The 19,362-nt window shown below is 67.3% G+C and carries 18 protein-coding genes; 14 read left to right on the forward strand and 4 right to left on the reverse strand.

The features are described from left to right. Nucleotides 1-5 precede the first annotated feature (5 nt). Genes AC56KL_RS14975 through AC56KL_RS14990 form a run of 4 tightly spaced genes read left to right on the forward strand, consistent with a single transcriptional unit; the run spans nucleotide 6 to nucleotide 4,705 of the window. Nucleotides 6-707, forward strand: coding sequence for a response regulator (locus AC56KL_RS14975; protein ID WP_497180950.1), 702 nt, complete (start codon nucleotides 6-8; stop codon nucleotides 705-707). Further along, on the forward strand, nucleotides 704-2,329 hold the full coding sequence (locus AC56KL_RS14980) for a sensor histidine kinase (protein ID WP_497180951.1): 1,626 nt from the start codon (nucleotides 704-706) through the stop codon (nucleotides 2,327-2,329). Before AC56KL_RS14975 ends, AC56KL_RS14980 begins: the two co-directional genes overlap by 4 nt. After that, a complete protein-coding gene (locus AC56KL_RS14985; RefSeq protein ID WP_497180952.1) occupies nucleotides 2,319-2,636 on the forward strand; it encodes a DUF4212 domain-containing protein in 318 nt (105 codons plus the stop codon). The genes AC56KL_RS14980 and AC56KL_RS14985 overlap by 11 nt, the downstream gene beginning before the upstream one ends. After that, nucleotides 2,633-4,705, forward strand: coding sequence for a sodium:solute symporter family protein (locus AC56KL_RS14990; protein ID WP_497180953.1), 2,073 nt, complete (start codon nucleotides 2,633-2,635; stop codon nucleotides 4,703-4,705). Before AC56KL_RS14985 ends, AC56KL_RS14990 begins: the two co-directional genes overlap by 4 nt. 86 nt (nucleotides 4,706-4,791) lie before the next feature. Here AC56KL_RS14990 and purM read toward each other — a convergent pair whose 3' ends face one another. Then, nucleotides 4,792-5,835: a phosphoribosylformylglycinamidine cyclo-ligase gene (gene purM, locus AC56KL_RS14995; RefSeq protein ID WP_497180954.1), complete on the reverse strand. Its 1,044-nt coding sequence runs from the start codon at nucleotides 5,833-5,835 to the stop codon at nucleotides 4,792-4,794. A gap of 157 nt (nucleotides 5,836-5,992) precedes the next feature. On the opposite strand from purM, the gene AC56KL_RS15000 reads away from it, so the two are divergent. The 8 genes from AC56KL_RS15000 (at nucleotide 5,993) to thpR (ending at nucleotide 12,228) form a co-directional block, all read left to right on the forward strand. After that, on the forward strand, nucleotides 5,993-7,063 hold the full coding sequence (locus AC56KL_RS15000) for an AI-2E family transporter (protein WP_497180955.1): 1,071 nt from the start codon (nucleotides 5,993-5,995) through the stop codon (nucleotides 7,061-7,063). Nucleotides 7,064-7,094: 31 nt separating this feature from the next. Beyond that, nucleotides 7,095-7,778, forward strand: coding sequence for a DnaA regulatory inactivator Hda (gene hda, locus AC56KL_RS15005; protein ID WP_497180956.1), 684 nt, complete (start codon nucleotides 7,095-7,097; stop codon nucleotides 7,776-7,778). Then, nucleotides 7,775-8,449 carry an HAD family hydrolase gene (locus AC56KL_RS15010; protein WP_497180957.1) on the forward strand — a complete coding sequence of 225 codons (675 nt, stop codon included), beginning with the start codon at nucleotides 7,775-7,777 and terminating at the stop codon, nucleotides 8,447-8,449. Before hda ends, AC56KL_RS15010 begins: the two co-directional genes overlap by 4 nt. Further along, nucleotides 8,442-9,833 (forward strand): polynucleotide adenylyltransferase PcnB, encoded by a 1,392-nt coding sequence (pcnB, locus tag AC56KL_RS15015; protein WP_497180958.1) that lies wholly within the window; start codon nucleotides 8,442-8,444, stop codon nucleotides 9,831-9,833. The genes AC56KL_RS15010 and pcnB overlap by 8 nt, the downstream gene beginning before the upstream one ends. Continuing rightward, entirely contained in the window at nucleotides 9,830-10,303 is a 474-nt protein-coding gene (gene folK / locus AC56KL_RS15020) for a 2-amino-4-hydroxy-6-hydroxymethyldihydropteridine diphosphokinase (protein ID WP_497180959.1), read from the forward strand. The genes pcnB and folK overlap by 4 nt, the downstream gene beginning before the upstream one ends. Before the next feature lie 2 nt (nucleotides 10,304-10,305). Beyond that, entirely contained in the window at nucleotides 10,306-10,653 is a 348-nt protein-coding gene (locus AC56KL_RS15025; protein ID WP_497180960.1) for a DMT family protein, read from the forward strand. A 202-nt stretch (nucleotides 10,654-10,855) separates the two neighbouring features. Further along, complete coding sequence (panB, locus tag AC56KL_RS15030; RefSeq protein ID WP_497180961.1) at nucleotides 10,856-11,704, forward strand: 3-methyl-2-oxobutanoate hydroxymethyltransferase; 849 nt, start codon at nucleotides 10,856-10,858, stop codon at nucleotides 11,702-11,704. An 8-nt stretch (nucleotides 11,705-11,712) separates the two neighbouring features. Continuing rightward, nucleotides 11,713-12,228 (forward strand): RNA 2',3'-cyclic phosphodiesterase, encoded by a 516-nt coding sequence (gene thpR, locus AC56KL_RS15035; RefSeq protein WP_497180962.1) that lies wholly within the window; start codon nucleotides 11,713-11,715, stop codon nucleotides 12,226-12,228. Nucleotides 12,229-12,235: 7 nt separating this feature from the next. Here thpR and AC56KL_RS15040 read toward each other — a convergent pair whose 3' ends face one another. Beyond that, nucleotides 12,236-12,367 carry a hypothetical protein gene (locus AC56KL_RS15040; protein WP_497180963.1) on the reverse strand — a complete coding sequence of 44 codons (132 nt, stop codon included), beginning with the start codon at nucleotides 12,365-12,367 and terminating at the stop codon, nucleotides 12,236-12,238. Nucleotides 12,368-12,601: 234 nt separating this feature from the next. On the opposite strand from AC56KL_RS15040, the gene AC56KL_RS15045 reads away from it, so the two are divergent. Continuing rightward, nucleotides 12,602-15,331 carry a DUF4214 domain-containing protein gene (locus AC56KL_RS15045; protein WP_497180964.1) on the forward strand — a complete coding sequence of 910 codons (2,730 nt, stop codon included), beginning with the start codon at nucleotides 12,602-12,604 and terminating at the stop codon, nucleotides 15,329-15,331. Between the two features lie 296 nt (nucleotides 15,332-15,627). On the opposite strand, the gene AC56KL_RS15050 is transcribed toward AC56KL_RS15045, so the two are convergent. Beyond that, complete coding sequence (locus tag AC56KL_RS15050) at nucleotides 15,628-16,776, reverse strand: MFS transporter (RefSeq protein ID WP_497180965.1); 1,149 nt, start codon at nucleotides 16,774-16,776, stop codon at nucleotides 15,628-15,630. A gap of 5 nt (nucleotides 16,777-16,781) precedes the next feature. Beyond that, entirely contained in the window at nucleotides 16,782-17,558 is a 777-nt protein-coding gene (locus AC56KL_RS15055) for a DeoR/GlpR family DNA-binding transcription regulator (protein WP_497180966.1), read from the reverse strand. 180 nt (nucleotides 17,559-17,738) lie between these two features. Here AC56KL_RS15055 and AC56KL_RS15060 point away from each other — a divergent pair, with 180 nt between their 5' ends. Further along, nucleotides 17,739-19,346 (forward strand): response regulator, encoded by a 1,608-nt coding sequence (locus AC56KL_RS15060; RefSeq protein ID WP_497180967.1) that lies wholly within the window; start codon nucleotides 17,739-17,741, stop codon nucleotides 19,344-19,346. The last annotated feature ends 16 nt before the right edge of the window (nucleotides 19,347-19,362 follow it).

The raw sequence follows: 19,362 nt of genomic DNA on the forward strand, positions 1-19,362 counted from the left end.
TCCCCATGCGAATTCTGCTCGCCGAAGATGATAGCGTACTTGCCGACGGACTCACGCGTTCCCTGCGCCAGTCCGGCTACGCCATCGATTGCGTGAAAAACGGCCAGGACGCCGACACCGCCCTGTCCACCCAGGAGTTCGACCTCCTCATTCTCGACCTCGGCCTGCCCAGGCTGTCCGGGCTGGAAGTGCTGCGCCGCCTGCGTGCGCGGTCCTCGCTGCTGCCGGTGCTGATCCTCACCGCGGCCGATTCGGTCGAGCAGCGGGTCGAGGGCCTCGACCTGGGGGCCGACGACTACATGGCCAAGCCCTTCGCGCTGTCCGAGCTGGAAGCGCGGGTGCGCGCCCTCACCCGGCGCGGCGCCGGCGGCGGTCCCGCTGTGGTGCGTCACGGCCCGCTGGTCTACGACCAGGTCGGCCGCAGCGCCTACATCAACGACCAGATGCTCGATTTGTCGGCGCGCGAGCTCGGCCTGCTGGAAGTGCTGCTGGCGCGCACCGGGCGCCTGGTCTCCAAGGAGCAGCTGGTGGATCACCTGTGCGAATGGGGCGAGGAAGTCTCGAACAACGCCATCGAGGTGTACGTGCACCGCCTGCGCAAGAAGATCGAGGTCGGCGGCGTGCGCATCGCCACCGTGCGCGGCCTCGGCTACTGCCTCGAAAAATTCTCCGACGCGCCGCGCGCGCCGGCGCCAGAGCACAAGTGAACGAACGCGACGCCGGGCTTGCCGACGCGCCTGCGGGCGCCGGGCAGGACGCGGCCCTGCCGTACGGGGCGGCCGGCTACCGTCCCTACGTTCCGCCCAACCCGGAACCGGACGAGAACATCCGCCACTCGCTGTTCGGCGAGATCCTCGACTGGATGCTGGCCCCGCTGCTGCTGCTGTGGCCGATGAGCATCGCGATCACCTACCTGGTGGCGAAGTCGATCGCCAACCAGCCCTTCGACGACGCCCTGGAAGACCGCGTTACCGTGCTGTCGCAGCAGATCCGCACGGTGGAAGGCCGGCCCGTGGTGCAACTGCCCGGCAGCGCCCGCGACGTGCTGCGCGCCGACGACGTCGACAGCGTCTATTTCCAGATCAGCGGACCCGACGGCGCGCACATCGACGGCGACCGCGACCTGCCGCGCCCGGGTCTCGGTAAAGGCGCCGGCGACGGCGCCGACGATCCGGACGGGCGCATGCGTGGCGGCGCCGTGGCGTTCCGTAACGACAGCATCCACGGCACGCCGGTGCGCATCGCCTATTCCTGGGTCAACCTCGACCCGCTGCACGAAGGCAGCCGCCCGGCCGGACCGGGCGGCGCGCCGGCCCTGGTGCAGGTGGCGGAAACGCTCGACAAGCGCGCCCACCTCGCCAACGAGATCATCAAGGGCGTGATCCTGCCCCAGTTCATCATCCTGCCCGTCATCCTGGCCCTGGTCTGGTTCGCCCTGTCGCGCGGCCTCTCGCCGCTGGCCGAGCTGCAGGAACGCATCCGCGCGCGTCCGCAGGACGACCTGTCGCCGATCGACCCGCGCCAGGTGCCGGAAGAGATCTCGCCGCTGGTCGGCTCGTTCAACGACATGCTCGAACGCCTGGCCCAGACCGTCGAGATGCAGAAGCGCTTCATCGCCGACGCCGCGCACCAGATGAAGACGCCGCTGGCCGGCATGCGCATGCAGTCCGAGCTCGCCCTGCGCCAGGTCGACCCGGGCGAGATCCACCGCTCGCTCGAGCAGCTGGCCAAGAGCTCGGAATCGGCCACGCGCCTGGTCAACCAGCTGCTGGCGCTGGCGCGCGCCGAGAACCAGCCCCACGCCGGCCTCGCTTTCGAGGAGGTCGGCCTGGTGCAGCTGGCCCGGACCACGGTGCAGGACTGGGTGCAGGCCTCGTTCGCGCACGGCATCGACCTCGGCTTCGAATTCCCCGATGCGCCGCCCGATGCGCCGCAGGACAAGGAACTGCGCATCGCCGGCAACGCGCTGATGCTGCGCGAGCTGCTGTCGAACCTGATCGACAACGCGCTGCGCTACACGCCCCAGGGCGGCAGCGTCACGGTGCGCGTGCGGCGCGACGGCGAGCACGTGCTGCTCGAGGTCGAGGACACCGGCCACGGCATCGCCCCAAGCGAGCGCACCCACGTGTTCGAGCGCTTCTACCGCATCCTCGGCAGCAACGTGCAGGGCAGCGGCCTGGGACTGGCGATCGTGCGGGAGATCGCGCAGCAGCATGGCGCCGAGATCGACATCTTCAACAATCCGCGCAGCCATGCGCCCAAGTACCCGGGCAGCCTGTTCCGCCTGACCTTCCCGCCTCCTGTCCATGAGCCCGACGATGCCGAGTGAACCCATGCCGCCGCTGCCGGCCGGGCAGAACGCCCACCACGCACGACTGCAGGCAGCGCGCGCCGCCCACTGGCGCGCCACCCGCCGCCTGACCCTGGTCCTGATGACGCTGTGGCTGTGCACCGGCTTCGGCACCGTGTTCTTCGCGCGCGAGCTGTCGCACTTCTCCCTGTTCGGCTGGCCCTTGTCCTTCTACATGGCGGCGCAAGGAGCGTCGCTGGTATCGCTGGCCGTGATCGCCTTCTACGCCTGGCGCATGCGCCGGCTCGACCGCCTGCATGCCGGCCCGGCCCAGGAGGGTGCGTGACTACCAGCAAGCCGCCCTATTTCCGCAAGCTGTCGCGCTACTACCTCTGGTACACCGCCTGCTTCGCCCTGTTCCTGGTGTCGCTCGCCCTGCTCGAGCAGGAAGGCATGCCGCGCCTGTGGATCGGCTATATCTTCATGTTCGCCACCATCGCGCTGTACGCCACCATCGGCGTGGTGGCGCGCACCTCGAACGTCACCGAGTACTACGTGGCCGGGCGGCGCGTACCGGCCCTGTTCAACGGCATGGCCACCGCCGCCGACTGGATCTCGGCGGCCAGCTTCATCAGCCTGGCCGGCGGCCTTTACCTGTATGGCTTCGACGGGCTGGCCTACATCATGGGCTGGACCGGCGGCTTCGTGCTGGTCGCCCTGCTCATCGCGCCTTACCTGCGCAAGTTCGGGCAGTACACCATCCCCGACTTCCTGGCGGCGCGCTACGGCGGCGGCGCGGGCGGGCGCGGCGGGCCGGTGCGGGCGCTGGCCGTGGCCGCCACCATCCTGGTCTCGTTCACCTACGTGGTGGCGCAGATCTACGCGGTCGGCCTGATCGCCTCGCGCTTCACCGGCGTCGACTTCTCGGTCGGCATCTTCCTGGGCCTGGCCTCGATCCTGGTCTGCTCGTTCCTGGGCGGGATGCGCGGCATCACCTGGACCCAGGTGGCGCAGTACATCATCCTGCTGGTGGCCTTCCTGATCCCGAGTATCTGGCTGGCGGCCAAGCATGCCGACAACCCGGTGCCCCAGGTGGCCTACGGCTCGCTGCTGCCGAAGCTGGCCGCGCGCGAGCACCAGCTCGACAAGGATCCGCGCGAGGAACAGGTGCGCGCCGAGTTCCGGCGCCGCGCCGACGAATACACGGCGCGCCTGGCCGCGCTGCCGGCCTCGTGGGAAGCCGGCAAGCTCGAAGCCCAGCGCGCACTCAGGGCGGCGCGCACCAGCAATGCCTCGCTGGGCGAAGTGCGCCAGGCCGAGCGCGCCTTCAACACCTACCCCGGTTCGCCCGACGAAGCGCGCGCGTTGTGGCTTGAACAGCGCGACGCCAACCTGGCGCGCGCCCGCCCCCTGGTGCCGCATGCCGCTCCCTTCCCCGGCGCGACCGAAGAAGAGTCGGACAAGCGCCGCAACAACTTCCTGGCCGTGGTGTTCTGCCTGATGTTCGGCACCGCCGCCCTGCCCCACATCCTGATGCGCGCCTACACCACGCCCTCGGTCAACGAAACCCGGGTGTCGGTGTTCTGGACCCTGTTCTTCATTCTGCTGATCTACCTGACCATTCCCGCGCTGGCGGTGCTGGCCAAGTACGACATCTATACCTCGCTGGTCGGCAGCGATTTTTCCGCGCTGCCCACCTGGATCTCGTACTGGGCCAATGTCGACAAGGTCAATCCGCTGCTCAGCATCGCCGACGTCAATGGCGACGGCGTGGTGCAGCTGGCCGAGATCGCGATCGACGCCGACGTGCTGGTGCTGGCCACGCCCGAGATCGGTGGGCTGCCCTACGTGATCTCGGGCCTGGTGGCGGCCGGCGGCCTGGCGGCGGCGCTGTCCACCGCCGACGGCCTGCTGCTGGCGATCTCCAACGCCCTCTCGCACGACGTCTACTACAAGATGGTCGACCCGGGCGCCTCGACCCAGAAGCGGGTGACGATCTCGAAACTCCTGCTGCTGGCCGTGGCCTTCATCGCGGCCTACGCGGCCTCGCAGAAACCGGCCGATATCCTCTCTTTGGTAGGCGCCGCGTTCTCGCTCGCTGGTTCTACACTTTTTCCAGTGCTGGTGCTGGGCGTGTTCTGGAAGCGCGCCAACCACACCGGGGCGATCGCCGGCATGCTCACCGGCTTCCTGGTCTGCCTGTGGTACATGCTGCGCGCCAGCCCGACCCTGGGCGGCAGCCTGGACGCGTCCTGGCTCGGCATCCAGCCGCTGGCGGCGGGCGTGTTCGGGGTGCCGGCCGGGCTGCTGGCAACGGTGATCGGCAGCCTGGCCAGCAGCCCGCCGAGCCATGCCAGCCTGGGCATGGTCGACTATATCCGGGCGCCGGAGGAGGAGAGCCCGGGCAAGCATTGACGCGCAGGCCGCCGTCAGCCCGCACGCCTCCGTAAACGACAACGGGCGCCTCAGGGCGCCCGTCACACAAGAGTGCAGCTGGTGTATTACTGCACGACGGTCTGCGCCTGCCCTTCTTCGCGCGCACGGATCTCGCCGATGCGGTACACGGTTTCGCCGGCTGCCTGCAGCTGGGCCATTGCCGCGTCCGCGTTCTCTTTCGCCACGATCACGGTCATGCCGATGCCGCAGTTGAACACGCGGTGCATTTCCGCGTCCGCCACGCCGCCGTGCTGCTGCAGCCACTGGAACAGCGGCGGCATGGTCCAGGACTTGGCATCGAGCACCGCGGTGAGATGATCGGCCAGCACGCGCGGGATGTTCTCGACCAGGCCGCCGCCGGTGATGTGCACCAGGCCCTTCACTTCCATCGATTGCATCAGCGCCAGCAGCGGCTTGACGTACAGGCGGGTCGGGGCCATCAGCACGTCGGCCAGCTTGCGGCCATGGAAATCGGCCTCCAGGTCGGGCTTGGCCACTTGAATAATCTTGCGCACCAGCGAGTAGCCGTTCGAGTGGATGCCCGACGAGGCCAGGCCCAGCACCACGTCGCCGGGGGCGATCTTGCTGCCGTCGATGATCTGCGACTTTTCCACCGCGCCGACGGCAAAGCCGGCCAGGTCGTATTCGCCGTCCGGGTACATACCCGGCATCTCGGCGGTTTCGCCGCCAAGCAGGGCGCAGCCGGACTGTTCGCAGCCCTGGGCGATGCCCTTGATGACCGCGGTGGCGGTCGCCACGTCCAGCTTGCCGCAGGCGAAGTAGTCGAGGAAGAACAGCGGCTCGGCGCCCTGCACCAGGATGTCGTTGACGCTCATGGCCACCAGGTCGATGCCGACCGTGTCGTGGCGGTTCAGCTCGAACGCCAGCTTGAGCTTGGTGCCGACGCCATCGGTGCCGGACACCAGCACTGGTTCCTTGTACTTCTTGCTGATCTCGAACAGCCCGCCGAAACCGCCGATGCCGCCGAGGACGCCTTCGCGCATGGTGCGCTTGGCAAACGGCTTGATCGCTTCGACCAGGGCGTCGCCTGCGTCGATGTCGACACCGGCGTCGCGGTAGGAGAGGGAAACATTAGATGGTTGGCTCATGGTATTTGGCAGCGGAGGCGGTAAAATAGAAGGCGGCAGACCGTCGGACCTGGTCAATCCGCTATTTTAGCAAAACGGGCCCGCCCAGCCCTGCTTTCACCTGATTGCCACCCGATTCGTTGGTAAACACCGTAAAAATAACAAAACAAGAACACGCATGCCACTCTTCCTCACGCCCGAGCAAAAACAGTCCGCATTCTGGGTGGCGCTCTGGCTGGCGGTGGCGCTGCTGCTGTACACCCTGGGTCCGATCCTCTCCCCCTTCATCGCAGCGGCCATCCTCGCCTACATGCTGGGCGGGGCCGTGGATCGGCTGGCAGGCAAGCGCAGGATGCCGCGCGTGGTGGCGGTCTCCATCGTCCTGACGGCCTTCTTCGCCGTCGTCATCGCGCTGGTGCTGACCGTGGTGCCGGTGCTGCGCGCCGAAATCCCGCTGTTGCAGGCCAAGATTCCCGCCTTCTTCACCTGGCTCGACACCTTCGTTTCGCCCTGGCTGGCCGGCTACGGCATCAAGGTGAAGCTCGACAGCGCCGGGCTGCGCGAGCTGCTCCAGCAGCAGGTTGCGGCCAGCGGCGACGACCTCTGGACCTCGGTGCTGGCCAAGGTGCGGGTGGGCGGCAGCGCGGTGCTGGGCTGGATCGCCACCCTGACCCTGGTGCCCGTGGTGCTGTTCTACCTGCTGCTCGACTGGCATGCGCTGATGGCGCGCATCGAGGGCGCCATTCCGCGCCGCTGGGTCGAGCGCGTGACCGGCATGGCGCGGGAATCGGACGAACTGCTGGCCCAGTACCTGCGCGGCCAGCTGCTGGTGATGATCGTGCTGGCCGTGTACTACTCGGCGGCGCTGGCCGTCCTCGGGCTGGATGTGGCGTTGCCGGTCGGCGTGCTCACCGGTCTGCTGGGCTTCGTGCCCTACCTGGGCTTCGGTCTCGGCATGCTGCTGGCGCTGGTGGCGGCCCTGCTGCAGTTCCCCGGCTGGGTGGCGCTGGCCTGGGTGGTGGCCATCTACACGGCGGGCCAGCTGATCGAAAGCTTCTTCCTGACCCCGAGGCTGGTGGGCGAGCGCATCGGCCTGCATCCGCTGGCCGTGATCTTCGCCCTGATGGCCTTCGGCGAGCTGTTCGGCTTCGCCGGCGTGCTGCTGGCCCTCCCGGCATCGGCGCTGCTGATGGTCGGTTTCCGCCACGTGCGCACCCACTACTTGCGCAGCAGCTTTTATAATGCCTGAAGCATATGATATCCAACGATAGCCCGACGCCATGAAACAGCTGGTGCTCGATTTAGGCGCCGAGCCGGCGCACAGCCTCGACACCTTTCAGGTGGGCGAGAATGCCGAACTGGCGCACCTGATGCACCAGTTCGCGCAGCGTGCTTCGCGCGAGCATTTCGCCTACCTGTGGGGCGACACCGGCGCCGGCAAGACCCACCTGCTGCAGGCCCTCGCGGCCAGCCCGGCCTCGCGCTACATCCCCTTCGATGCGCCGGCCGACCAGTTCGTGCATCACCCGGACGTCACCTTGTACCTGCTGGACGACTGCGACCGCCTGTCGCCGCGGCGCCAGATCGACGCCTTTGCCCTGTTCAACCAGATCCGCGAGCACGGCGCCTACATGGTCAGCACCGGCCCGGTACCGCCGGCGGTGCTGGGCGTGCGCGAAGACCTGCGCACGCGCATGGGCTGGGGCCTGATCTACCAGATCAAAGGGCTGTCCGACGACGAGAAGATCGCCGCCCTCACCCAGGCCGCCGAAGCGCGCGGGTTGACGCTCTCGGCCAGCGTGTTACCCTATTTGTTGTCTCACTTCAAGCGCGACATGCGGTCGCTGGCAACGATGCTGGACGCCCTCGACCAGTATTCGCTCGAGACCCAGCGCCCGGTCACCCTGCCGCTGCTGCGTGATTTATTGCTGCAAGAAAACCAGCAGTCGGAAACCAAAGAATGAAAAACCTTGCGCTGTTCGACCTCGACCACACCCTGCTGCCGATCGATTCGGACTATGAATGGGGCGAGTTCCTGGTCCGCGTTGGCGCGGTGGACGAAACCGCCTTCCGCCGCCGTAACGACGAATTCTTCGCCCAGTACCAGGAAGGCGTGCTCGATCCGGTCGAGTACCTCGAGTTCGCCCTCGGCACGCTGGCGCGCTTCCCGCGCGCCGAGCTGGACGCCCTGTACGCACGCTACATGGCGGAAGTCATCGAGCCCGCCATCAGGCCGCGGGCGCTGGCGCTGGTGCGCGAGCACCAGGCGGCCGGCGACCTGGTGGCCATCATCACGGCCACCAACTACCACATCACGGCGCCGATCGCCGGGCGCTTCGGCGTCGAGCACCACATCGGCGCCATGCCGGAATACGACGCCGCAGGGAAGCTGACCGGCAGGCTGCTCGGCACCCCGACCTCGGGGCCGGGCAAGATCACGCACATGCACGCCTGGCTGGAGCGGCTCGGCACGCGCTTCGACGCGTTCGAGCGCTGCCACTTCTACAGCGACTCGCACAACGACCTGCCGCTGCTGTCGATCGTCAGCCATCCGGTCGCCACCAACCCGAGCGCTAAGCTCGCCGCCCACGCGCAATCGCAGGGTTGGCCAACACTCCATCTCTTCAATGATTAAGAAATTCATCCGCAAGATCCTGGGCGTCAAGGACGACGGCCGCGACCCGACCCAGGCAGTCATCCTCGGCCCCGAAGAGCACAAGATCGACCCGCGCAACGTCTCGCGCAACGCGATCACGGTCACCCAGACGCTGCAGGAGGCCGGCTTCCAGGCCTTCGTCGTCGGCGGCGCCGTGCGCGACCTGCTGCTGGGCGTCAAGCCCAAGGACTTCGACATCGCCACCGACGCCACGCCCGAGCAGGTCAAGCGCCTGTTCCGGCGCGCCTTCATCATCGGCCGCCGCTTCCAGATCGTGCACGTGATGTTCGGCCAGGACCTGCTGGAAGTGACCACCTTCCGCGGCAACGGCAGCGACAATGCGCCGAAGGACGAGCATGGCCGGGTCCTGCGCGACAATAACTTCGGTCCCCAGCACGAAGACGCGGCGCGCCGCGACTTCACCATCAACGCCATGTACTACGATCCGGCCAAGCAGACCGTGCTGGACTACCATGGGGGCATGGAGGACATCCGCGCCAAGCTGCTGCGCATCATCGGCGTGCCGGAAGCGCGCTACCGCGAAGACCCGGTGCGCATGCTGCGCGTGGTGCGCTTCGCCGCGAAGCTCGGCTTCACCATCGAGCCGACCACGCGCGCGCCGATTCCCGTCATGGCGCCCCTGATCGACAACGTGCCGGCCGCGCGGGTGTTCGACGAAATGCTGAAGCTCCTGCTGTCGGGCCACGCGCTGGCCTGCCTGAAGGAACTCCGTTCGGCCGGCCTGCACCACGGCCTGCTGCCCCTGCTGGACGTCGTACTGGAGCAGCCGATCGGCATGAAGTTCGTCACGCTCGCCCTGGAATCGACCGACGGGCGCGTGAAAGCCGGCAAGGGCGTCTCGCCCGGCTTCCTGTTCGCCTCACTGCTGTGGCACCAGGTGCTGGAGAAGTGGAATGCCTACCGCGCCGCCGGCGAGGCGCCGATCCCGGCCCTGCACCTGGCTGCCGACGCCGTGCTGGAGACCCAGACCGAGAACCTGGCCCTGCAGCGCCGCATCGCCACCGACATGCGCGACATCTGGGCCATGCAGCCCCGCTTCGAACGCCGCACCGGCAAGGCGCCGTTCAAGCTGCTCGAGCATCCGCGCTTCCGCGCCGGCTACGACTTCCTGCTGCTGCGCTGCGAATCGGGCGAGCTGCCGGGCGAGATCGGCGAATGGTGGACCGCGTTCTACGCAGCCGAAGGCGGCGAACGCGAAGCACTGCTGGCGGCCGCCAACCGGCGCGACCGTGGCGAAGGCAGCGGCGAGGGCGCAAAACGCAAGCGCGCGCCGCGCCGCGGTCCTCGCAAGACGAGCGATGGCGCAGGGACGCAGCCGGCACAGGGCGGCAGCGAGGAATGATCGCCTACGTCGGCATCGGCGCCAACCTGGGCGACGCCCAGGGCAACGTGCTGGACGCGCTGCGCCGGATTGCCCTGCTGGAGGGCACGATGGTGATCGAGACCTCCGGCCTGTACCGCACGGCGCCGGTCGACTCCAGCGGCCCCGACTACATCAATGCCGTGGCCTGCATCGACACCGCCTTCGATCCGCACCAGCTCCTGGCCGCGCTGCAGGACATCGAACTGGCGCACGGCCGCGAGCGCCCCTACCGTAACGCGCCGCGCACGCTCGACCTCGACCTGCTGCTGTACGGCGACCAGCAGATCGCCACCGATACCCTGACGGTGCCGCACCCGCGCATGCACGAGCGCGGCTTCGTGCTGGCGCCGCTGGCCGAGATCGCGCCCGGTCTCGTCATCCCCGGCGTCGGCCCGGTGCACGACTTCCTGCCCCTGGTTGCCAGCCAGGCGGTCGACAAGATCGGCTGAGCATGGGCCTGCCCATCTGGTTCCAGACCGCCGGCCTGCTGGTGCTGTCGAATATCTTCATGACCTTCGCGTGGTACGGCCACCTGAAGAGCCTCAACAACCGCGCCTGGTACGTCGCCGCCCTGGTCAGCTGGGGCATCGCCCTGTTCGAATATCTTCTCCAAGTGCCTGCAAACCGCATCGGCCACACCCAGTTCAGCCTGGCCCAGCTCAAGATCATGCAGGAAGCGATCACGCTCAGCGTGTTCGTGCCCTTCGCGATGTTCTACATGAACCAGCCGTTCAAGCTCGATTACGTGTGGGCGGCGCTGTGCCTGGTCGGGGCGGTGTACTTTATCTTCCGGTCGTAAACTGGCATGGCGGCTTCGTAGGGTGCACGGCTTTGCCGTGCGCGCGTTCAAGGAGCGGACGCGCTTCGATAAAGCTGGATGTGGCTGAACGCGCGGTCGGCAGAGCCGACCACCCTACCTAGCTGTTTTGGCGATATTCTGCGCGTTTGCCGCGGCCGCATTACACTACGCGTTTCCGAACGACCGTCTTAAAAGGATTTCCATGAGCGCTTACCTGCAGGGTCAGGATCCGGCTGCCAACGATGCCCCGAAACCCGTCCGCAAGGCCGTCACCGCGCCATCCCTGCTCGCCATGCGCGCGGCCGGCGACAGGATCGCGATGCTGACCGCCTACGACGCCAGCTTCGCCTCTCTGATGGACCGCTGCGGCGTGGACGTGCTCCTGATCGGCGACTCGCTGGGCATGGTCTGTGCCGGCTACGATTCGACCCTGCCGGTGACGGTGGCGGACGTCGCCTACCACACGGCCTCGGTCGCGCGCGGCAACAAGCTGGCCCTGGTGCTGGCCGACATGCCCTTCGGCAGCTACACGACGCCGGTGGAGGCCTACAACAACGCGGTCACGCTGATGCGCGCCGGCGCCCAGATGGTCAAGATCGAAGGCGGCGCCTGGCTGGCCGAGACCGTGCGCTTCCTGGTCGAGCGCGGCATCCCGGTATGCGCCCACATCGGCCTGACCCCGCAGTTCGTGCACGCCTTCGGCGGCTTCAAGGTGCAGGGCAAGACCGACGCGGCGGCCGAGCAGCTCAAGGCGGACGGCCTGGCGCTGCAGGCGGCCGGCGCCTCGCTGGTGGTGCTGGAAGCGATTCCCGCGGCGCTGGGCAAGGAAGTCACCGAACTGCTGGCCATCCCGACCATCGGCATCGGCGCGGGCCCGGACTGCTCCGGCCAGGTGCTGGTGATGCACGACCTGCTGGGCGTCTTCCCGGGCCGCAAGGCGCGTTTCGTGCGCAACTTCATGGAAGGCCAGTCCAGCATCGACGCGGCCGTCACGGCCTACGTGGCGGCGGTCAAGGACGGCAGCTTCCCGGCGCCGGAACACTGCTTCTGACGATCGACATGGACGGACAGGCGACAGCGCCCACCACCCGTCTGTTCCTGGCCCTGTGGCCCGAGCCCGGCGTGCGCCATCTCCTCGCCGCCCGGCGTGACGCCTGGACCTGGCCGAAACCCGCGTCGCCCGTCCATGCCGACAAGCTGCACCTCACCCTGCACTTCCTCGGCGGCGTCCCTCGCGAACGCCTGCCCGAGCTGCTGGAGGGCTTCGCCGTGCCTTTCGAACCCTTTCGCCTCGACCTGACGCGTGCCGCGCTGTGGCACAACGGGATCGCGGTGCTGGAACCGGACAACACGCCGGCGGCGCTCGCGGCCCTGCATGCGCGCCTGTCGGACGCATTGCCGGCCCTCGGCCTGCAGCCGGAAGCGCGCCGCTACCGCCCGCATGTGACGATGGCGCGCCGCGCCGGCGGCGCCGGCGTGCCGCAGGACAATCCCCCCGTGTCCTGGGAAGTGCAAGGCTACGCGCTGGTGGAATCGAAGAACGGCGTGTACACCGTGCTGCGCCCTTACGCCTGAGCGGCTGCTAGCGGTCGGAATCTTCCCCGAACTCGTCGTCGAGCTCCTTTTCGAGGAGCGTGCGATCGCGCGCATTGACGCGCAGGACCCAGCAGATCGCGGCCAGGGTGAGGAGGGAAGGGAGAATCGCAGTCATCATGATACCCACTCTACATCGGACGTCTCCCATCCAGTATAGGGACTATTCCGCATAAGGCTGTTTCGACAGCATGTTCTTTCCGTTCATTCAATAAATGTGCATATATGCATCCCCTCGTTTCCCCCTTGGGAGGGGGCGGTATTCCTCGGCACGCCATGCCAGAATGTGTCCCAGCGATCGACTGCACGAGACAGTCGCTCCCCTCGGATGAACCCACGCAATCTGGAGCACAACATGGCAAATACTGAAACCGCGATCCAACAACTTTACGTCGCCTACTACAACCGCCCCGCCGATCCGGCCGGCCTGGCCTTCTGGAAGGGCGTGGTCGACGGCCAGGGCGGCGACCTGTCGATCGTTACCGCCGCCTTCGCTTCGTCGGACGAGTACGTGTCGGTGTATGGCGGCAAGGACAACCGCACCGTGGTGGACACCGTCTACCGCAACCTGTTCGGCCGTCCGGGCGAAGAGGCAGGCGTGGACTACTGGGCCGCCGCGCTCGACAAGCGCCTGTTCACCGTCGACGCGGTGGTGACCGAGATCGCCAAGGGTGCGCGCGACGCGGACCTGGTCGCCTACAACAACAAGGTCAAGTTCGCCGGCAGCTTCACCGCAGCATTGAACCTGCATCCGGAGCAGGCCGCCTACAACGGCAACGACGCCCTCGCCTACGCCAAGCAGCTGACCTCCGCCGTCACCGACGACGCATCGCTTGCGGCCGCTACCGCCAACCTGGACACCCTGACCGCCAACTTCGTCGCGGCGAGCAAGGCCCCGATCGTGTTCACGCTGAGCGCCAATGCCGACGCGGGCGTGGCCTTCAAGGGCGGCGGCGGCAACGACAGCTACAATGCCACCGCGGCGAGCTTCTCGAGCGGCGACGCCATCCACGGCGGCGGCGGCCACAACACCATGTTCCTCATCGACGAGGGCAGCGCCCTGGGGACCGCCGCACCGGCCGGCGTCTCGGTCACCAACATCCAGCACCTCAGCATCAGCACCAAGGGCGGCGTCGGCAATGCCGCTGCCTACGACATGTCGGGTTTCGCCGGCCTGGAGCGGGTCGAGATCAATGCCGGCGGCGCCGTGAACGCCAAGGTGGCCGACGCGGTCGAACTGAGTATCAGGACGAGCGGCGGCGCCGTCACCACCGAAGGCGGCCACACGGTCTCGGTGCGGGGCAACACGGGCGCGGCCAGCCTCAGCGGCAATGCGCTCACCTCGGTCAGCCTCGCCCACACCAGCCAGGCCGCAAGCATCAACAATGCCACCGCAGACCACGACCTGAACCTGCGCCTGACCGAAGTCGGCGACGGCGCCACGGTCACCGATGCCAACGCGAAGACGGTCAACCTGCAGGTTCTCGGCGCACAGGGTGGGGTCGGATCGCACGTCAACCTGGCGGCAGCAAGGGCCACCACGCTCAATATCGACAGCGCCGCCAGCTTCCAGCTGGCCACCACCGCCCTGGCCGCGGACGACAAACTGGTGACCATGACCCTGAAAGGCGCCGGCAAGTTCGACGCCGAGCTGAAGGACATCTCGTCGCTGAAGACCTTCGACGGCTCGCAGTCGACCGGCGCGCAGACCCTGAGCGCCACCACCACCGGCAACCTCGTCGTCAAGACCGGCGCGGGCGCCGACAAGCTGGTCATGAGTGGCGGCCTGGCCGCCACCGCATCGGTGGACCTGGGCGCAGGCAATGACCGCTACGAGTTCTCGCAGTCGGCCTTCAATGGCGCCAAGGTGAACGGCGGCGACGGCATCGACACCATGGTGGCGGCCGACGCGGCCTTCCTGGGCGCCACCGCCAACCAGGTCTACACCAACTTCGAGACCCTGGACTTCTCGACCGGCAAGGGCATCTACAACCTCGACCGCGCAGGCGACGTCACCACCCTGCACAGCCATGGTCGCCTGCGTGACACCGTCGAGTTCACCAACGGCCGCGCCAACTCGCGCATCGAGTTCGTCAGCGAAGACGTCAACATCGACCAGTACGGCAAGCCGGCCGAGCACCATACGATCGGGCAGACCGTCAAGTTCTTCCTGAAGGATGCCGCCGGCACGAACGACAAGCTGACCATCAGCATGACCGCGAACGATGCGCATGCCGACAACCGCACCAGCGGCCTGGTGCAGGGCAACATCATGGAGACCAGCGGAGTCGAAACGATCACCATCCACTCCAGCGTCAACAAGATGGAAGCGGATAATCCCGCCACCGGCACCAACGAAGGCCGTGTCGCGGCGGACTACGTGAACGGCTTCTCCTACCTGTATGCCCAGGGAACCAAGACGGTCACGGTGACGGGCGATGCGAGCGTGCGCCTGCTCACGGTGACGTCCGACGTGATGACCACCTTCGACGCCACCGGATCGACCGGCAACGTGATGTTCAACGGCGTCACCCGCAGCGCCAGCGCCCCGAGCGTGGCACTGGACTACAAGGGCGGCTCGGGCCAGGATTACTTCACGGCGACCAAGGACGGCGTGGTATTCCAGGGCAACGCGGGCAAGGACGACGTGCTGTTGTACCGCTACGAGAACGCCAGGGATGTCGTCAAGTTCGCCAAGGCCAGCGATTCGCAGCTGATCTGGGCCAAGGGCGCCGCCAAGCAGGCCAACAACTACGACATCATCCACGACTTCCAGACCGGCGTGGACAAGATCGACCTGTCGGCCCTGCAACTGGCTAAAGGCAGCAACCTGGACGGCTTCGCCACCATCAAGCTGGCCTCGAATACCGACCACATCCTGCAGGGCACCCTCAAGGACGGCATCGGCGTGTTCAGCGACGCCAACGGCAACCAGCGCTCGCTCGCCTTCGCCATGTACGGCGTGGACGACGGCTGGATGCTGGTCGACGTCAACGGCGACGGCAACTACTCGAGCGACGTCGACATGATCTTCGCCATGTACGGCAACACGGCGATTCCGGTGATGAGCGACTTCATCTTCTGATCCTCATCGCTCCCGCCGAGCCCTTCCGGATCCAGGTCCGGAAGGGCTTTTCATTTCAACGAAGTGCTTGCGATGGTCGTAGGGAAAACCGACATGCCTCGCCTCGCCCAGGTCAGAAAGACCCTAAGTACCCGACGAGAAATAAATGTGAGTTTTGGCAAACAGAACCGGAGGTGCGGCTCGCCGATGCGGGGCAAGGCGGCGAGTGCGCCGCAGTGCGAGCACTGCAAGCAGGAGTCAACGCAGCAACGCGCCGGTTATGGCAGCCAAAAACACATTTATTTATGGGCGGGTACTTAGGCCTGGCGCTTGATGATGCCCGCGCTGGCCGCGATCACGAGCCCCGACAGCGACAGCATCCCGAGCGCCGCCATGATGCTGGCGTGCGAGGCGATGTAACCGAGCACCGGGGGCGCCAGCAGCAGCCCCCCATAGCCCAGCGTGGCCACCGCCGCCACGCCGGCGCCCGCGCTCATGCCCGGGATGCGCGAGGCCGCGCCGAACAGCAGCGGCACCACATTGGCTGCGCCGATGCCGATCAGGGCGAAGCCCGCAGCCGACAGCAGGAACCGGGTACTGAGCACCGCCGTGGCGAGGCCAGCGAACATCGCCAGCCCGCCCAGCACCATCACGCGCATCGCCCCGAAGCGCAGGATCATGCGATCGCCCGCGAAGCGGCAGGCCGCCATCGCGATCGAGAAGGCCGAATAGGCCAGCGCCGCCTGCGCCGCTCCGGAGCCGGTGCGTTCCTGCATCAGGAGCGCGCTCCAGTCGACCAGTGCGCCCTCCACCGCGAAGCACAGCAGCGCCAGCAGGCCGAGGCTGAGCGCGGCGCCGCGCGGCAGCTGGAAATGGCTGCCCGCCTCGTGGGTCGGCGCGAAGGCCATCACGTGCGGCGCCGCCACGGCCAGTGCGATGGCGGCAACGACGCCCATCGCAAAGGCGCCCTGGCCGTCGCCCCAGCCCTGGCTGATGATCACGCCGCCCAGCGCCGCTCCCACCAGTCCGCCCAGGCTGAAGAAACCGTGGAACGACGACATGGTCGGGATGCCGCGCGCGGTCTCGACTTCGCTGGCGTTGGCGTTCATCGCCACGTCCAGCGCGCCGTTGGACACGCCGAAGGCGAACGCGGACAGGAACAGCAGGCGCAGGTCGCTCACGCCCATGATCACGGCCAGCAGCGCGGCAAAGGCAAAGCCCGCCAGCAGGGTCATGCGGCGCGTGCCCCAGCGCGCCGTGAAGCCGCCCATCAGCGGCATTGCCAGCAGCGCTCCGGCGGCGATGGTGAGCAGGACCATGGACAGCGTCGCGGTATCGATGCCGGCGCGCGCCTGCACCACCGGCACGTGCGCGGCCCACAGGCCGATGCCGGCGCCGTTGAGCAGGAAAACGGTCGAGATCGACCAGCGGGCTGCGGAAAGGGAGGCGTCGGCTTGGGTGTGCATGTGAGTCATGTCCTGGCTTTCGCGGCAAGGCGGAGTTCGAGACCCGGGTGCGCGTCGCGCAGGCGGGCGATGGTGTCGTCGGGTGCGTCGGCCTCGAGCACGAGGTAATCGAGTTCGGCCAGCGGCGCGAAGGCGAAGGGCGCGCCATCCAGCAGGCGTTCGTTCAGGACGGCCGCGGCCCTGCGCGTGCTGCCCGCCACCATGGCCGCCTTGATCGTGGCTTCCTCGGCGTCGGATGCCGCCAGTCCGCGCTTCGCGTCGAGCGCGCAGATGCCGACGATGCACAGGTCGGCGCGCAGCTGCTGCAGCTCGGCCAGGGTCCAGGCGCCCAGTACCGCGCCGCTGACGGCGCGGTAGGTCCCGCCCAGCAGCACGATGCGGGTGCGGCTGAAGTCGCCCAGCGCCAGCGCCAGTTGCGGGCTGTTGGTGACGATGGTGGCGGCCTGCCCGTCTTCCAGCAGGCGCGCCAGCGCCAGGTTGGTCGAGCCGGCGTCGATCAGCACCGTGTCGCCGGGGCGGATGCAATCGCGCAGTGCCTGCGCCAGCGCGCCCTTGCGCGCGAGGTCGGCCTCGGCACGCTCGCCGAAACTGGCCTCGCGCGTGCGCCGCACCGCGCCTCCGTGCACCCGCCGCAACAGCCCGGCGGCGTCGAGCTCGCGCAGGTCGCGCCGGATGGTGTCTTCGGAGGTGTCCAGGCGCTGGGCCAGTTCGGCCGCCAGCACCCGTCCGTCTCTCTCGATCATGGCGAGAATCGATTGCCGCCGTTCTTCCGCAAGTTGCATGCTTTCTCCTGATGAATCCGCATGAATTTACATATACATGCAAAATAACGCAAGTTTATGCAGCAACACGCATAAAGCAGCAAACCTTGAGATGCTGTGCATACAACACCACGCCATTTGAGCGGTAGGCGGGTTGCCTAGAAGTTGTTAAACTTCATCTACTTAAGTAAGAGAAACATTATGGACAAGTCCGCTTCCATCCTGATCGTCGACGACTACCTCCTGATCCGCACCCACGTGCGCCAGGTGCTGGCCGAGCTCGGCTTCCTGAACGTGTTCCAGGCCGATAACGGCAAGACCGCGCAGGACCTCATGCGCAAGCAGCAGATCGACATCGTGGTCGGCGACTGGGGCATGCCGGTAATGAGCGGTATCGAGCTGCTCAAATGGATGCGGACCGATCACCGCTATGCCGGCACGCCGTTCATGATGCTTACCGCGGAAGCCAATCCGCAGTCGGTGCGTACGGCCTTGCAGGCCGGCGTGAACGCCTACATGATCAAGCCGTTCACGGTGCACAGCTTCGCCTGCAAGTTCATGAGCATGCTGGGCGTGCAGCTCGACACCACGCCGGCGCCGTACATGCGCCAGAACCCGCCCGCGCCCGCGCCGAAGCCTGCGCCGGCCCCCGTGCCCACCCCGGGGCCCACGCCGGCACCGCCGGCCATGCTGCCGGAATCGAACGTCATCGGCCTGGACGCGCCGATCGGCGAGCGGGTGAGGAAATCCACCGTGCTGATCGTGGACGACATCCCGACCAACATCGAAGTGCTGGCCGGGGTACTGAAGGACGAATACGCGATCAAGGTCGCGATCAGCGGCAAGAAGGCGCTCGAGATCGCGGACGCCTTCCACATCGACCTGATCCTGCTCGACATCATGATGCCGGTCATGGACGGCTTCGAGACCTGCCGCCAGCTGAAGAGCAACCCGAAGACCGCGCACATCCCGATCATCTTCCTGTCCGCGCGCGACGGCACCGAGGACGTCGTGGCCGGCCTGCGCCTGGGCGCGGTGGACTACGTGTCCAAGCCGGCCGACCCGACCATCCTGAAGGCGCGCCTGTCGGCGCACCTGATGCTGGCCACCGCGATGCAGGACATCAAGCGCCAGAATGAACTGCTGATCGAGAATGCGCGCCTGCGCGAGGACGTCGAGCGCATCACCCGCCACGACCTGAAAAGCCCGATCGCGGTGGCGCTGCACGGCAGCCAGGCGCTGCTCGACAGCTCGCTCACGGAAACGCAGCGCGAGCATGCGTCCATGATCGAGACCGCGGCCGAGAACGCGCTCGAGATGATCAACCGTACCCTCGACGTCTACAAGATGGAGCAGGGCACCTACCAGCCGGTGCTGCAGATGTTCGACCTGGGCGGCATGCTGGCCAGGGTCTGCCAGCAGGCCCAGTTCACCTTCGACAGCGAGGACGTGACGGTCGTCTTCGACGAACCGCAGGACGTGCTGTGCCTGGGCGAACCGCTGCTGTGCTATTCGCTGTTCAACAACGTGCTGAAGAACGCGATCGAGGCCTCGCCGCCCGGCGGCCGCGTGCTGGTGAACATCGCGCCCGGCTACGGCAACCTGCACGTCACGATCGACAATGCCGGCGAAGTGCCGCAGGCGGCGCGCGAGCGCTTCTTCGAGAAGTACGCGCCTTCGGACAAGATCGGCGGTAACGGCCTGGGCACCTACTCGATCCGCCTGATGGCCGAGGTGCAGGGCGGCAGCGTGAGCATGGACACGGGCCATGGCCGCACGCGCCTGACGATCACCCTGCCCTGCCTTTGATGGCCGCCCGGCGGCG

Source organism: Telluria sp. ZB4P34 (assembly GCF_059686055.1).